The sequence below is a fragment of the bacterium genome, from assembly GCA_041648665.1.
Lineage (GTDB): Bacteria > UBA10199 > UBA10199 > 2-02-FULL-44-16 > JAAZCA01 > JAFGMW01.
Genome location: JBAZOP010000001.1, coordinates 16,548 through 32,508 on the forward strand (window position 1 = coordinate 16,548; position 15,961 = coordinate 32,508).

Consider the following 15,961-nt stretch of genomic DNA (forward strand, 5'->3'; position numbering starts at 1 on the left):
TTCACCCCTTCTTCGCCTTCAGCGGCTTGGGCTCGAACCCGGCCTTGATCGCGTCCAAAAGCGCGTTTGCGAACTGCCCCGCCCCGCCCCTGTCCGCCTTCGAGACTTCCTTGAGCAGCGCCAAACCCTCGCTCTTCTTGCCCGCGAATATGAGCGCCTCGCCTAGGTACACCTTCGCGAACACGCTCTTCGGGTCTATCGCGAGGGCGCTCTCGTAGCGCTTCATGGCTTGCGACACGCGGTTCTCGCAGAAATCCACATTCCCCAGGGCCACCAGCGGCACGTCGCTGTCAGGCGCAAGCACGCATAAGCCTTCGAAGACCGCCCTGGCCTCCTTGAAGCGGCGCATGCCGAGGTACACATAGCCCGCCTCCATCATGACCGTGAGGTGTTTTTGATCCATTTCGATCATCGCTGCCCCCCGTCTCAACCGACCACCCGCAGCCGATACAAAACCGCGGACTGCATTTTATGCAATCCGCGGCCAGATTTCCATCCCTTATTTGTGGAGGCTTTAGCCCCTTGCCGTGAACTTTTCGATCATCGCCATGCGGGCGCGATGGTCGGCAGAGAGGATGTTCGACTTGGTGTTCCATCCCTGCATGTTGTTCTGCATAGTAGCCTGCAGCTCCAAGAGCTGGAGGTTGTTCTGGTTCATGGTGTTGATCATGTCCATCTGCGAAAAACCATCCGTGCCGGATATCACGGAGCTGCTGCCGTCGGTCAGGGTGCCGAAGCTGCTGGAGCCGCTGATGGTCTGAGCGCCGTAGCCGCCGGAAAATGACGGGGTCCCGGAGGTCATCGCGGCGTCGGCGCCTGAGCCGAAGTTGGCCGCGCCTGCGGATATGCCGGAGAAGGCCGCAGCAAGGACCGCTGCCGAACTGTTATTGCCGTAGAGCGAACCCGCCGTGGTGGCGACACCGCTCATGGCGCTGGCTGCATCCAGCATGCCGCTGAAGTCCGTGCCCATTGCCTTGGGGCTGGATACCTTGCCCGCCTTGGCGTTGGTCTTTAACAGCTGGCTAAGATTTTCTACCGTCATAAGATTCCTCCTGAATTACCTTTCACCCTTATTATCGGTATGGGGTTCAGGCAAAGTTGCGTGGCGGGAGAAAAAAATCGAGATTGAAAATTATTCAGTGATTACAAGAGATTGGCCGGCTCTCGGCTGATGGTTTATGGCCTTACTGTTGTTTTTGTGCCCTCTTCGCCGCCTCCTCCTGGAGCCTGTACTTTATGGCCAGTAGCTCGCGGAAGAGGTCCAGGGTGAGTTCCAGGGAGCGCATGGCGGTCCTCGCATCCTTCTGGGTCTTGAACCCCTTCTTTTTCTTGGCGATCTGATCCAGCTCGCCGTAGGCCTTCTCAAAGGCCGAGTTGATCTCGTTGAAATCCTCAGTATCTATTAGACGTTCAACCGCAGGGTACCCTGCCTGCCCATACTTGCTTTCAGCCTTCTTATGGATAGCCATGAGAGGAAAGTAGCAAAAAGCCTCAAACATGGCAAGGCTCGCCCATATCCATGACCATTACGAAGCCGCTTTATTGGCAGTTGCGATATGAACGATGAACTAATAGTCTTGCCCGGCATAAGGGGGAGACATGAAGATCCGATCATATCTATTGATAGCCTTCATCGCCTTGATGTCGTTCGTCGCCTCGTGCGGCTGGGTTAACCGGCAGTTCGGCGGAGATGGCGGCGAAGAGTTCATGGCCATGAGCGACGCAGGGCCGGATGTCATGCGGCCCGGCCTCATGCGGGCAGCCGCGCCAGAGATGGCGCCTCCGCCCGCACCCATGCCTTCGGCCCAGAAACTGATGCGCAGCGCCTCCCTCACCGTGGAGGTGAGCGACATTGGCGATGCGTCCGACGAAGCAAGAAAACTGGTGGAAGAGATGGGCGGGAACGTGGCCAACTCCTCGGCATATGAGGACAACGCGGGCGTGAAATCGCTGCATCTCACGCTCAAGGTCCCCTCCGACAAACTCGACGCGGCGATCGCAGCCCTTAAAAAGATGGGTCGCGTCCGCACGGAGGACACCTCGGCAATCGACGTGACCGAGGAGTACATTGACATGGAGGCCAGGCTCGCCAACTCAATCCTCCTCGAGAAGAGGCTCGTCGAGCTGCTCAGCTTCAAGACCAACAAGCTGAAGGACGTGCTCGAGACCGAGAAGGAGCTGGGCCGCGTGCGCGCGGAGATAGAGAGCCTGCAGGCGCGGAAGCGTTATATGGACGGCCGCATCGACCTCGCCACAATCGAGGCCACGTTCGTGGAACCGCAGGGATTCGGCAGGGGGATATTCCAGCCGCTCTCCGGCGTCCTGCAGAAGGCGCTCGGCGCGTTCACCGCTTCGTTGGCCGCACTCGTGATCGTGCTCTCGGCGCTCATCCCCTGGATCGCCATCTTGATACTCGCGGGCTGGGTGATGATCAGGCTGCTCAAGATCTACCTCAAGCACAAGAGGCAGAAGAAACAAAATCAGTGACGGCCTTCAGATCGGCATTTGTTTGAACCCTTCGCCGGAGACCTCGTTGACGTCGGCGACGGTGACGAACGCCTTCGGGTCCGAAATCCTCACGTAGTGCTTCACGCGCGCCAGCTGCCTCAGCGTCACCACGCAGTAGATCACGCGCTCGCGGCGGCCGGTGTAGGCCCCCTCGCCGTCGAGCAAGGTGACCCCTCGGCCGAGCTTTTCCATGATCATGTACGCTATCTTCTCCGGCTCGGCGCTGATCACGAACACCCCGCACATGGTGTCCAGCCCGCGCATCACGCGGTCGAGAGAGAGCGCGGAGCACAGATACGATATGACCGTGTAGAGCGCGACATGCAGGCCGAACACAAAGCCGAGCGCAGTCACGACCGCGAGATTGACGATGAACGATACCGTGCCCATGGTGAGCGACCAGCGCTTCTTCACTATCGCGGCCACGATGTCCATGCCGCCGTGCGAGCTGTTTGCGCGGAGCACGAGCCCAGTGCCGCCGCCCGAGAGCGCGCCGCCTATGATGGCCGAGAGCATCCTCTCCGGCGCCCAGCCCGTGTGCGCCATCCACCCGGTGGCGTAGAGCGAAACCGAGAACGTGAGCATGCCGACCGCGCTGCCGACCACGAAGACGCGGCCCAAGGTGAACCAGCCCATGATGAATATCGGGATATTGAACAATAGCACGTAGGTCGCGACCGACAGCGGGGTCATATACGAGAAGAGCTGCGATACGCCGGTGACGCCGCCGGAGAGAAACTTGTGCGGCACCAGGAACGCGTTGATGCCCGCCGCGCTGATCACGGAGCCCAGCACCACGAGAAATAGATTGAGCGCCATCTCCCTGCCGGTTATCTTGTCCAGCCCGAACAACCTCTTCACGGTTCACCTCAAAAAGAAAGCGCCCCTCTCAGGGCGCCGTTTTTCTATCTCAACAGCCGACCGATGTAAATACTCAACGCGTCAGCTTCCGTCCCATCCGGCAAGGCGCGCAAGCAGCCACCAGAAGGCCTTCCCTTTCTGGTAACAGTTGAAGCAATGCGAGTGAGCACAGTCGCTGCAGGCCGGACACGCGTTCGCCCCGCACCAGTCCGTGCACCAATTGCAGCCAGCGTGCGCCGGATCGGCGAGATGATCCGCGCCCGAGGGATCGAAGGTCTCGATATCGGCGAAATCGAAGAGCGCCCTGTCGTTGGTCTCGGCATATGCACGGATCTGGTCGTTGCGGACGTTGAGGTTACCGGCTTCGCCCCCGCCGTCCAAGTGCCCTGTCATGTAGACGAAGGCCACGTCAGGATAGTCGACCTCCAGTGCCGCCATCGTGTCTATGTAATCCTGTATATCCGACGCGGACGCGCTCGAGACCTGGCCGCACCACGACCAGATCACCAGGTTGCAGTCCGGATGGGCAGTGAGATACGCGCGCGTAGTCGCCCCCCATGCCGAGTCGCCCAGGTCCGTGCCTTCTTCGTAGTAGTTCGGCGGCGTAGCATACTTCACCGCATCCTCCGCCGCGAGCATATCGAGGCCCGTGCTCAACTGACTCCCGTGCGAGGTGTGTCCGTAGAATATGTTGAAGTTGGTCCTGACCTGGCCGAAATACTCTTCCGGTATCTGATCGAAATCAAATGCGGAAGCGTGATCCGCAATGAATCCTGAATAATTCGCCACAGGCGTATCGCCGTCAGCGACATCGTCTCCATCGTCATCGCCGCTTCCGCCGTCGTCACCGGACCCGTCGTCGCCGACTTCACCGCTCTGATCGTCCGCGTCGCCTGTGCCCGTGGTCTCACACGCGCAATAGAGACCGATGATGAGCGCCAGCGGTACGACAATGATGATGAACCTTTTCCAATTCATATACGAATATTATAGCATCTGAACGCCGGATCTATCGGTCAAAATATAGATAATTTTTAAATAACAAGAGACTGGGGACGTTCCACCCTATCCCAAGTCGCCGGAATCACGAGAATATAAAGGACAAGTTGAAAAAGTTAGTCACCAGTCACGGACTTACTCCGGCCCCAGCCGAGCCACCTGGCCACCGGCGGCGTGGGGATGATCGCGGCCAGAAGACAGCAGACGCACCCCAGCGCCAATATCTTTCCCAGGCTCGCCACGCCGCGGTGATGCGCGATCATCATGGCGCCGAAGCCCACGCCGTTGGCGATCGCGGTCATGATGAGCCCCTTGCCTGTGGAGGTGCCGAGCGCTGCGAACGAACCCTCCTGCCTGAGGCGGTGCACGACCTGCACGCCGAAGTCCACGCCCGTACCGATGAGTATGGGGATGGCGAAGAAGTTGGCCATGTTGAACCGGATGCCGGCGAGCCCCATGCCGCCGAACAGCCAGACCATGCCGAAGCAAAGCGGCATGATCGCGAGCGCGGACGCGCGCAGCTGCCGGAAGTCCAGCCACACGAGCAGGCAGATCACAATGAACGCGAGCACGGCGGAGCGCGCGAAGGTCTCACGCATGAGCCTCCCTGACTCGTGCACCTCGATCGGCGTGCCGATCACGGTCGGGTCCACGCCGCGGATCTCGCCGACAAAACGCTCCAGGGCTGGCGGGTCCCAGATGTTCTCTTTGGGATAGATCATGAGCGAGTAACGGCCCGTATTCGGGCTCACGAACCTGCTGCGCACATCCTTTGGCAGGTCCTCGAGCGAAATCGTCGTCGGCTCCATGCCCGTGGCCAGGATCTCGAGGTTCTTCCTCAGGTCGCCGAAGAACGCTCGCTGCATATCGCCCAGGCCCTCCAGCCTTGCGTCGTCCGCCGCGTCTATCAGGGCGACGAGCTTTCGCATCTTGCCCGCAAAGAGCCCCAGTTCCTCGACCGCATCCACCCTCCCGCTCTTGAACGCCTGCTCCTCCAATCTCTCGAGGCCGCCGGCCAGCCGCCCAAGCTCGAACATGAGCCTCCCGGCTTCCACGGTCCCGCCCACATCCGCGAACGCGAGCCCCTGGAAGGCCGGGGCCATCTCGCGCACCGCAGCGATCTTCTTCTCCTGATCCTCCGGCACGATGCGCTCCACGTCGTCCACGCCCCTGACGGTCGAGAGCTTTCTCAAGTCATCCGCCTTCTTGTGCGATTCCGCGACCGTGTCCGCCGTGGCGCGCGCAAACCACGTGGTCTCCGAAGACTTCTCGATTATGAGGTGCTCATACTTCACGGACTCCATGCCACGGGCCTGGAGGTTCAAGAGGTTGTTGTCGAATGAGGTGCGGAAGATGAACGGCGCGACCGCGAGCGTAGCGATCGCCGCAGCGGCGACAAGCACGCCCGGCCTCTTGTACAGCGGAAGCAGCCCGGGCATATCGAACGCGCGCACCTTCTTCAGCGCCTCTTCAGCACGGCCCTGATCGCGAAGCATGAGGAGCGCGGGCAAGACTATGAGCATGGCGCCAAGACAGAGGATTATCCCTGCTGCGGAGATGACGCCGAGCTGTGCTATGGCGATGAAATCGGTCCAGATCAGGGTGAGGAACGCGGCCGCGGTGGTGAGCGCGCTGGTCATGTTCGCCATGCCAGTGGTGGAGAGCATGCGCGCGATCGCCTCGGCTGGACGACCGGATTTAGCGAGTTCCTCCTCGTAACGCGCGACGATGTATATGGAGTACTCGATCGAGGCGGCGATGAGCAGCAGCGCGAACACGCTGGAGAGAATGTTGAGCGTGCCGACGGCCAGCGCCACGAAACCGAAGGTCCACGAGATTCCCATCACGAGCGCCGCCACCGCGAGCAGGGGCCTGGCCACGCCCCTGAAGAACACGATGAAGATGAGGGAGACGAGCGCCAACGCGAGCATCGTCGCGACCGTCATGTCGCGGTTCGAGGTCTCCATCTCGTCCGCGTTGAGCACCGGCCTCCCGGTGACGCCTGCGTCGATATCAGGAAACTCCTGCCTGGTCTCAGCCAACGCCGCGCGCAGGTCCGCCAGCGGCTTCTCTATCACGGCCGCGGTGGCGTAATCCTTGGCAGGCATGACGAGCATGAAGAGGAGCGAGCCGTTCTTCAAAAACCCGTCCGGGTCGAATGTTTCGCCGTCGCCGAAAAAGAGGGCCTGCAACCTCGACCGATAGGGAGCTCCCTTCTCAATCACGGCGATCATGTCGTCCAAGAGACCGTCTATGAACGTGAATCCGGTGGAGAGCTCGGACTCGTCCTCAGTCGAGACAGGTCCGGCGATCCGGTCCGCCAGCGCGCCGAACATGGGCGCGAACCCCTCCCACGTGGCGATGTTGCGCACGGAGAACGGACCCCTGGTCGTCATCGCGGCCAGGACTTTGAGCTGCTCCGGCGTGAGATAGAGCAAAAAGTTGCGCTCCAATGCCGGATTCTCGATCTTCCAGATCACCTGCTCGAGTCCCGGGTTGCCCTTGAGCCTTGCGCCCAGCGCCTCCAAGAGCTGTTTTGCGCGCGGCAGGTCGTCGCTTGCGTCGACCACGACATAGAGATATTCCTCGTCGCCGAACTCCTTCAGAAACTCGATGTAGCGGCGGTGATAGTCGAGCTTCATGGAGACCAGCTCATCGAGGTTGGCGTTGAGCTTTATGTGCGTGGCCGCGTACGCGCCGCATGCGATCGTGAGCAGAATTGCGGCCGCCACGATCCTGCGCGGGTGGTGAGCTGCAAACTTCGCCAATAAAGTAAAAAACCGTTTACGCATTTATGATCAACCTCCCCGCCATTCCATTGCAGTTTGGACTTTCTAACACCTTCGATCGAGTTAGAAAATACTTTTTAATATACCATTCTCGCACAAAAACGGTGCGACCGTTGGGCCGCACCGTCATCACTCTCTCAACCTTTTTCCTTTGACGACCATCAAGCGCTAATTCACGCCTCCGCTCTATTCTGATGCAACTTCTTCATGCGCCCCAGGTAATCACGGAAGAATGCGAGGAAGACTGCGCCGAAGAGGGCGGCCATGAAGGACATGATGCAGATCTGGGAGCGTTTGGGAGAGGCCTTCATGACAGGAGGCACCGCGCGGTCGATGACTTGGAATGAGAGCTCTTCCTTCGACTCTTCGATCTTCGCCATCTCGTACTGACTCGTCAGCAGCGCATTGACCTTGGCGAGCAACTCACGGCGGAGCATCAGATAGGTGAGATAGACCTGCTGCGGCACGTCCTCGACCACCCGCACCTCTGCGATCTTCTTCTCTATATCGGCCTTTTGCGAGATGAGAGTATCCAGCTCTGAGCCAGGGACCAAGGACCCGGCACCGGGAGAAGAGACAACCTGTTCCGGATTCCGGGTTGTTATGGGGACATCCACCTGGGCCTCCGAACTCGACACACGGCCGCCATGGTAAAACGCATTGATCTCCTTGCCGGCCTCCAGCAGATCCGCCTTGTTCTCCGCGAGCTGGCCCTCTATGAACAGGCGGTTGCGCTTGGCCGTGGTAAGCGCATTGGCGTTGATGAAATTCTGGAGTTCTTCTATGTAATAGTTAACAAAACTTGCAGCCAACTCAGGTGTTCTATATGTACCTGTAATGGTAATTGTCTTCTCTTTTTTTTCATAGCTAACCTTAACTGCGCCCTTCATTTTCCTGACCGCAATCTCCATATTAGGTATTTTTTTCGGGTCATTCGATTTCCACTTGCCGGCAGCCGCATCCCACGATTTTTCAAAAAGGATCGGCATAAGGTTCTTGCGATTTATGACGTTTTCGACAATGGATCTGCTCTTTAGAATCGCCATCAACTTATCGGCATCTCCCACAGCTCCACTTGGCATTTTAACACCCGCCAGCTTAGCAAATCCACCAAGATCTCCCGCCAATGCTGATATGGCACCACCGCCTCCACTGGATGATACTGGTATAATTACCGCTTCTGCTTTATACGATTTTGTCATCAGAAGGCTCACCACCACCGCCACCACCGACGCCGCCATCACGATCCCGGCGATCATCTTCTTGTGATGATTGATGACTTTGTAATAGTCGAGGAGGTTGATCTCGTCTCTGTGGCCGGCGTTATCGTCATGATGCATAGAAGACCTCCGTCTTATCGTTTGACACTTCTGATCGCCTGTTGCTCATTCCAAAGCACTTCTAAAAACCTCTGATTCATAAGAATTGTCATTCCCGCGAAAGCGGGAATCCCTTGTAAACACTGGATCCCCGATTAAAGCACTCGGGGATGACAAACTAAAAGACAGGTTTTTAGAGGTGCCCTCCAATCAACCAACTTCCGGTCCCGGCTATTTCGAAATCGCAATCACCGTCGCGCTCGCAGAGAGCCCGAAGCTGGCGATGCCGAGCGCAAAACCCATCCACGCCGCAGGGCTCATCCAGCTCTGCTTGACCATGATCGTGTCTCCCGGATTCACGCGATGGTTGCCCTTTGTATGCTTTGATTTGCCGTCGATGTGTATGACCTTGTATTTCTCCTTGCCGCGGTCGTTGAGGCCTCCGGCCAGGGTGACGTATTGGCTGACGGTGTAATAGGGACTGAATGCATAGGCGCCGGGGAACGCCACGCCTCCCAGCACAAACACCCTGTCCTCGTACGATGGATAGAAGACCTGATCGCCGGGTATCGATGCAACGTTGTAGTCAAACTTGGTGTCCTTGGTGAGGAGGTCCGGCACGAATATGACGTCGCCGCTGTTGACGGCAAACTCCTTGATGTTCTGTTCTTCATCTACAACATCAGTGACGGTCTTCTCGCCGTTGCTGAAGCGGATGATCTTTATCGGCATGCCCTTTGCAGCCGCCGTGCTGAAACCGCCGGCAAGGCTGATGACGTCGCTCAGGTTCTTCTCATTCCTCAGCTCATAATAGTCCGGTCTCTTCACAGCGCCCACGACCTGGATCACGCTCTTGCGAAGGGGGACGAATATCGCGTCGTTGTCCGTCACGTACGGATTCTGATCGAGCTTGCCCAACAGTTTGAAGGCGAGCAGGTCCACGACCTGAACCCCTCCGCCCCTGCGCCTGAGCTCGATCCAGCGATCGGAACCGTTCAACGCCAACCCGCCGGCCTTTTTTATCACCTCGGACACCCTGTCTGAGGCCGTCACACGATACGTGCCCGGATTCATGACCTCGCCCAGCACGTGCACCTGATAACCGAGATTGATGAGGGAGGAGCCTGAATCCATTCCCATAGCGCCTGAAGCTCCGCCCTGGGCAGAAGGCAAAGGTATGTAACCTGAGCTGCCCTGCTGTATCGGAATTTGGTCAGGCAGACTCTGTCTCTCGCCGCCGCGGAAGCTCGGCGCAGGCCCGAGTTCCTGTTGATTCACTTTCGTTCGATACTGGGAAAATGCCGGAGAGGCCGGGGCCAATACCACCAGCAGACAGAGGAATAATGCGATGATGCGGTACATGCGGAAATCTCCTTTACTCGGAACCCGAGACCGGTGACCCAAGAAAATCATGGGTGTGGATATAAACCTGAAAAGCGTTTCACTTTCAATGAATTATTAAGAAAAATGCGAAAAAATCCCTGTATTCTCAAGTGAGATATAACCTTTTAATATCAAATGGTTATCCGTGCGCCTGTCGGGTTGTATTCCGGGACCAGATTCTTGAGGATCGCGCGTATTTGAGAGGCATCGCCCCTTGCAGCAACATCCAGCAATGAGCCGAGTTCCGCACGCAGGATTTCCGGTTCCACGTGGCCCACCCTGCCGATGTTGATGTCCTTGAAGCGAGTGGTCCTGTCTATGTCGCCGAGGAAGAGCTCCTCATGCAGTTTCTCGCCCGGCCTCAGCCCCGTGTACACGATAGGAATTCCCGAATGAGGCACGTGGCCCATGAGGGAGATGAGGTCCTCGGCCATCTCCGCAATACGCACGGGCCTTCCCATATCCAGGACAAATATTTCGCCGCCTTCGCCGATGCTCGCAGCCTGCAGCACGAGTTCCACCGCCTCGGGTATGAGCATAAAGTAGCGGGTGACATCCGGATCGGTGACTGTGACGGGACCGCCGTCTTTTATCTGAGAAATAAACTTCGGCACCACGCTTCCGGAACTCGCGAGCACGTTGCCGAATCGCACGCCGCAGCATTTTATCTTGCCTCGGCCGTTGGCCGCCTGGATTATGAGTTCGCCGATACGCTTTGTAGCGCCCATGACATTGGTCGGACGGACCGCCTTGTCGGTGGATATGAACACAAACTTGGAAACACCGTGCTTTTCAGCTGCCTCCACCACGTTCTTCAGCCCCTCGACGTTGTTGCGCACGGCCTGCCTCACGTCCTGCTCGAGTATGGGCACATGCTTATAAGCCGCGGCATGGAATATAATCTCGGGCTTGAACCTCGCGATCACATCCTCGACGAGATCGGCGCATTTGATATCGACAAGCGTGAAGAGACACCTGTTTTTGTACGGATGTTTTGAGAACTCCTCGTCCAGCTGATAGAGCCCGTATTCCGAATGATCCAGCGCCGCCAAAGCCGACGGCTCAAAATCCAGCACCTGTCTGAAGAGCTCGGAACCTATCGAGCCGGCGGCCCCTGTTATCAGCACACGCCTGCCTCGCAGAAAATCGCCTATCATCCCCTTGTCAAGGCTGCGCTGCGGCCTGCGCATGAGGTCAGCGATGTCGATGTTCCTGACGATATCCTTGCCGGATATGACATCATTCATTCCCGGCACTATCCTGCAGCGGACATTGTATTCACGGCACACCTTGAACAGATCCTTGACCAGGTCGCCGTCAGGGTTCGCGAACGAGACCACCAGTTCCTCGACCGAATATTTCTCTATGGCCTCGCGCAGATCGCCGACACCGCCCAGCACAGGAATGCCGTGGATCTTCTTGCCGTTCTTTTCAGGGCTGTCGTCTATGTACCCCACTACCCTGTAACCCAATTGATCGTTCAGCGTCAGATGACGGGCGACGGCCGCTCCATGTTCGCCTGCGCCGTACAGGAGCGTGTTCTTGCCCGACGATCTGGACAAACGCCCCTCTTTCACATACCGCCAGCCGAATCGCGACGCGCCGATCAAAATACAACTCACCATCCAGTCCACCATGAGCACGGGCATCTCAATCTCGCGGCGGAACACGTGTATGACGCTTATTGCGATCAACGAGCCGAAGACGGTGAGTTTCACGAGCTTCACCGCAAAATTTATGCTCACATAGCGCACCAGCTCCCTGTAGAACCCGCTCTTCACGAATATGAAGAGCTTGACGCCCAGAAGGACGCCCAGCATCCACAGATATTCGTACCACGAATAATGTATATCCGCTATCTCGCGGCTGGCGAGCTGCAGAGCAAGATAGAAGGACAGCATGATGATGATCGAATCCGTCGCCATCAAGATGCCCTGCCTAAGATGTTCGCGGTTGACGGTCATGTCTCACCTCTCCTTTAAAATTGTCGTCTACCCCAGCCTCAAACCTGATGGCCAGCAAGATCAGGGGGGCATAAGCGATAACTGCAAATAGCGCCCCCATTGCAGGCCGGAGCCAGGCAGCCACCGCCCAGGGCAAGAGCCATAGCACGTTGATGACGGTCACAGCCATGGTTATCTTGCCGTGGCTGTTGAAACGCGACACGGCATGCTGATAGGCATGGCTCCGATGGGCGGCATGCCAGCGAGCCCCTTTTAACATCCGCCTGAAGACCGTCACCGTCGCGTCCGTCATAAAAGAACCGAAGAGTATCGCCCACACCCACATATTCAATGCGCCGTTGCCGGCAGTCAGTATCGCCATTGCGCCGAGGATGAGCCCAAGGAAACCGCTGCCCACGTCGCCCATGAAGATGCGCGCCGGAGGGAGGTTCCAAAACAGGAAACCGGCCGCGGCCGCGCAAAGGACAAGCGCCGCCAACGCGAATTCATGCGCCCCGCCCAGGAAGAGGAGTGCGGCAGCCGCGCCGGAGATGAAGAGGGCTTCGGCGCCGGCGATGCCGTCGATGCCGTCCATGAAGTTATACGCATTGAGGAACCAGACGAGCGCCACGAGCCAGAAGATATTCTGGAGCACGCCCGATACCGTTACGCCGGAATCGAGTGCCGGGAAACCTCCGAGCCAGAAAAGAACCCAGGCGGCCGCAAAAAAATGGACCAGGATGCGAACAGCAGGCCTGACTCCGCCATGATCATCCCAGAACCCTACGGCAGCCGCAAGAAAAGCGCCGCCCGCAAGCGCGACAAACTGATGCGAGGTCAGGAATGACCGACTGCAGAAGAAAAACATAATGCCCGCAAGGAATACCAGCGGCAACGATAGCCCGCCGCCGCGAGGCGTGGGGATATCATGCGAGCTGCGTTCATTGGGCACATCGACGAGGCAGCGGCGCGTAGCGTAGGCAAGCATCGCGCGAGTGAGAAGAACAGATGCCAGAAGCAGAGAAGCTAAGAAGCTGAGATAAAACATCACAATCATTTCCTCCTTCGACAGGAGTCGGCATACCACTTCGCCGTGCCGGCAAACCCATCCACAAGGGAGATGCTGGGTTGCCAGCCGAGCACCCTTCTCGCCTTTTCAGAACTGACCTGAAGCGAATTGCACAAACGGTCCACGACATCCTCCATGCCGAAGAGGGCTGCGCTCTTGCGCAGCACGCCCACCGGGCAGGGAAGGATGCGCGCCGGCCGGCCGAGGAGAGCCGCGATCCTCTGGATCAGGTCCGGCGTCGACAGATCCTCTCCGTCCGCAACCAGGAACGTCTCACCGGCCGCATCAGGGTGCTCCACGCAACGGACGATGAGATCCGCCAAATTGTCGATGCCGATAAAGCTCCTCAGGTTGTGAATGCTTCCCAGCGGCAGGGGCCACCCCTTGTCGGCCCAGCGCATGAGCCGCAGGAAATTCCCGCCGACGCCGGGGCCGTAGACCAGCGGCGGCCGAACGACAACAAGTTCCAAACCGCTTTTTTGGGCGATTCGTCGCAAAACGACTTCAGCTTCCCATTTTGATATTGCATAGGGGCTATGAGGATTTGCCTCGTCGTCCTCAACGTATGGTCTCTCATCGGTGGAATTGCCGTGGATGCTGATCGAGCTGATATAAACGAACCTGCGGACCCCCGCCGATGCCGCCAGCTTGGCGAGGCGCCCTGTCCCCAGGACATTCACCGATCGAAACGACTCAAGGGGATTTTTCGACACCTCCTGAAGGATGTGAACGCGGGCGGCCAAGTGCATTACGACGTCGACCCCATCCAAAGCCCTCGACCAATCGGTGCTCCCATCTATATTCCCGACGCAGATGACGTCATCGATCACCTGTTGTATGAAATCGACGCCGTTTTCATTCATATCGCGCACAGCGGCCCTGACTGCATACCCGCCCTCTTTCAACGACGAGCAAACCCTTCTGCCGACAAAACCATTTGCACCCGTAACCAAAACTTTCATCATAGGGACCTTTCAGTCAATCATTCGTTATTGTCAGGCAAACTCGACACACATGAAGAACCAGTGGCCCTGTGACCAATGGGGCGCGCAGGGACCCCAGCGACGATTGAATAGGATTCCACGTCGCGGTTCACAACTGCACCTGCCCCTACGATACTGCCAGTGCGTATCCGCACACCCTTCGTTATTGTCGCGTTGGCACCGATCCAGACATCATCCTCAATGACAACCTTACTACAGACCCAGGGCTGCTGAACCATGGGTCTCGTCAGGTCAGCTACGCCATGCTCAAACGCGACAATTACACATCCGGGTGCAATCATGACGTTCCGTCCAATCTCAATCCCCTCGTGCCCTCCATTGAGGCAAGTGTTATCAGAAACCGAACTGCCGGCACCAATACTGATCCTACCTACAAGATTGACATTCCGATAGAGAATTGCATCTCTGTCGATGGCAAAACCGAGCCAGCGATGGAATCGGACCCTAGCGCTACAGAAAAGCCGATCATTCGGCCCGCTGACAAGGATGAACCTTACAAGGTTGACGACTATTCGGCCTAATGACCTTATATGTCGCATCACGCCTTTCTCTTCGCAAGCCAGCTCATCGGCCACTGCGACCAGCCGAAGGGACGTGGAAAACCGGGAAGCAGGCACGCCCCACAGATAACGGAGAGAACCACACCTCCCGCGGCGACCGCAATGGTCAGAATCGACGAATCCCCCTGCGGAAACAGCATTTTCATCAGGTAACCAATGACGAGGGCCACTGCCAAGGGAACCCCCACTGCCTCAGAGTAAAAAATATGCGCATGCTCCGGCATGAATCGTCTGTGCAGAAGGGTGATATAGGGGAAAAAAATGATCACATTCAACAATGCCCATGCAACCGCGCCCCCAATGGCACCGTATCGCGTTATCAGCACGATCATCAAGGGCACGAACAACGCGAGCGAGCAGACGCTGACCACGATGTTGATCCGCACATAACTGTGAGCCAGGGCCAGCTGAAACGGAATATACATGATGGCCTGAATGGCGAAACCCGCGACGAACCATCCCACCATAGGAGCAGCATTGGCCGCAACCTCGGAAGAATGCGTCCAGGCGAAGATCAATCCTGGCGCAAAAAACCAGATCATCACGCCGACGGATATGGCCAGCAGTGAAACCAGCTGGCACGCTCGACGATACAATGATGCCATTGCGTTCAGGTCTCCCATGGCCACCAGCGCCGTAAGCCTGGGGAACACGGCGGTGGAAATAGGGCCTGCCAGCAGGATGGGAACCTGCGAAATCATACTCGCCAGCGAGTAATACGCGAACACCTTCAAGGGGAGGAGATTGGCGACCACGAGTTTGTCTACCTGCATGGCGAGGACTGAAAGCAGGGCGATGGTCGCCATCCCGGCCGCATATTTCCAGACGTTACGCACGCTTTGCAAGGTGAACGAAGGTCTTTCCGGGACCGGTCCACGAAGCGACTGCCACAGGCACACCCCCAGCACCACGGAATACAGGGCATTGCAGAAGATGTGCCAGCGAAAGAAGTCCTGCAAGGTCGGCGAAACGAAGATCAGGACCAGGACGCCGCCGCCGTTCCGTATCACGCTCCAGGAAATCTGAAGAACATTGGCGAGGACCTGCCGCTGCAACCCTAACAATCCGCCCTGATAGAGCGATGAGGGAAGCTGCAGGACGACCGCCCAGATCATCAGTCTCAGAGCGCCGTCCACGACCTCTGGCGACAGCGATCCGGGATTGATCCACGTGATCAGGACCGGCTGCAGAAGGGCCTGCAGGAGAAGCCCGAGGGAGACGGCGATGGTCCAATAGATGACCTCGATCGTGCGGACAAGGTTGTGCCTCTCTTTTTCCCTGCCCGGCAGCGCCGACAGTCGTGCTAGCTCGCGATTGAGCGTCGCCGTCAGACCGGCATCGGCGATGATGAGGACGCCCTGAAGGACTGCGTAAAAGCCAACGATCCCGTACGCTTCGATTCCCAGATAGCGAATATAAAACGGGATGAATAGATAAATGGAAACGACCGCCCAGAAGCGGCCGATCACGTTTGCTAAAATATTTGAGTAAACTTTGTTCACAAAAGACAACCTCATTTGACAGCC

At 57.7% G+C, this 15,961-nt stretch carries 13 protein-coding genes; 1 reads left to right on the forward strand and 12 read right to left on the reverse strand.

The features are described 5' to 3' along the window. Position 1: 1 nt before the first annotated feature. From WC683_00110 to WC683_00120, 3 genes are all read right to left on the reverse strand, one after another. Positions 2-412, reverse strand: coding sequence for a tetratricopeptide repeat protein (locus tag WC683_00110; GenBank protein ID MFA4970982.1), 411 nt, complete (start codon positions 410-412; stop codon positions 2-4). A gap of 102 nt (positions 413-514) precedes the next feature. Beyond that, complete coding sequence (locus WC683_00115; GenBank protein MFA4970983.1) at positions 515-1,042, reverse strand: hypothetical protein; 528 nt, start codon at positions 1,040-1,042, stop codon at positions 515-517. A gap of 142 nt (positions 1,043-1,184) precedes the next feature. Next, entirely contained in the window at positions 1,185-1,469 is a 285-nt protein-coding gene (locus WC683_00120) for a hypothetical protein (protein MFA4970984.1), read from the reverse strand. A 130-nt stretch (positions 1,470-1,599) separates the two neighbouring features. Between WC683_00120 and WC683_00125 the strand changes: the two genes are divergently transcribed. Then, complete coding sequence (locus WC683_00125) at positions 1,600-2,487, forward strand: DUF4349 domain-containing protein (GenBank protein MFA4970985.1); 888 nt, start codon at positions 1,600-1,602, stop codon at positions 2,485-2,487. A gap of 6 nt (positions 2,488-2,493) precedes the next feature. On the opposite strand, the gene WC683_00130 is transcribed toward WC683_00125, so the two are convergent. The 9 genes from WC683_00130 to WC683_00170 all read right to left on the reverse strand — a co-directional run bounded on the left by WC683_00130 (position 2,494) and on the right by WC683_00170 (position 15,937). Beyond that, complete coding sequence (locus WC683_00130) at positions 2,494-3,369, reverse strand: YitT family protein (GenBank protein ID MFA4970986.1); 876 nt, start codon at positions 3,367-3,369, stop codon at positions 2,494-2,496. Positions 3,370-3,450: 81 nt separating this feature from the next. After that, positions 3,451-4,347, reverse strand: coding sequence for a hypothetical protein (locus tag WC683_00135; GenBank protein ID MFA4970987.1), 897 nt, complete (start codon positions 4,345-4,347; stop codon positions 3,451-3,453). Between the two features lie 137 nt (positions 4,348-4,484). Then, complete coding sequence (locus WC683_00140; protein ID MFA4970988.1) at positions 4,485-7,160, reverse strand: MMPL family transporter; 2,676 nt, start codon at positions 7,158-7,160, stop codon at positions 4,485-4,487. A 170-nt stretch (positions 7,161-7,330) separates the two neighbouring features. Continuing rightward, positions 7,331-8,497, reverse strand: a complete 1,167-nt coding sequence (locus WC683_00145) for a Wzz/FepE/Etk N-terminal domain-containing protein (protein MFA4970989.1) — start codon at positions 8,495-8,497, stop codon at positions 7,331-7,333. Positions 8,498-8,707: 210 nt separating this feature from the next. Continuing rightward, a complete protein-coding gene (locus WC683_00150; protein MFA4970990.1) occupies positions 8,708-9,838 on the reverse strand; it encodes an SLBB domain-containing protein in 1,131 nt (376 codons plus the stop codon). Between the two features lie 152 nt (positions 9,839-9,990). After that, entirely contained in the window at positions 9,991-11,823 is a 1,833-nt protein-coding gene (locus WC683_00155; GenBank protein MFA4970991.1) for a nucleoside-diphosphate sugar epimerase/dehydratase, read from the reverse strand. Next, entirely contained in the window at positions 11,798-12,850 is a 1,053-nt protein-coding gene (locus tag WC683_00160) for a glycosyltransferase family 4 protein (protein MFA4970992.1), read from the reverse strand. The genes WC683_00155 and WC683_00160 overlap by 26 nt, the downstream gene beginning before the upstream one ends. 5 nt (positions 12,851-12,855) lie before the next feature. Then, on the reverse strand, positions 12,856-13,833 hold the full coding sequence (locus tag WC683_00165; GenBank protein ID MFA4970993.1) for an SDR family oxidoreductase: 978 nt from the start codon (positions 13,831-13,833) through the stop codon (positions 12,856-12,858). Between the two features lie 580 nt (positions 13,834-14,413). Next, positions 14,414-15,937 carry an oligosaccharide flippase family protein gene (locus tag WC683_00170; protein ID MFA4970994.1) on the reverse strand — a complete coding sequence of 508 codons (1,524 nt, stop codon included), beginning with the start codon at positions 15,935-15,937 and terminating at the stop codon, positions 14,414-14,416. Positions 15,938-15,961 lie beyond the last annotated feature (24 nt).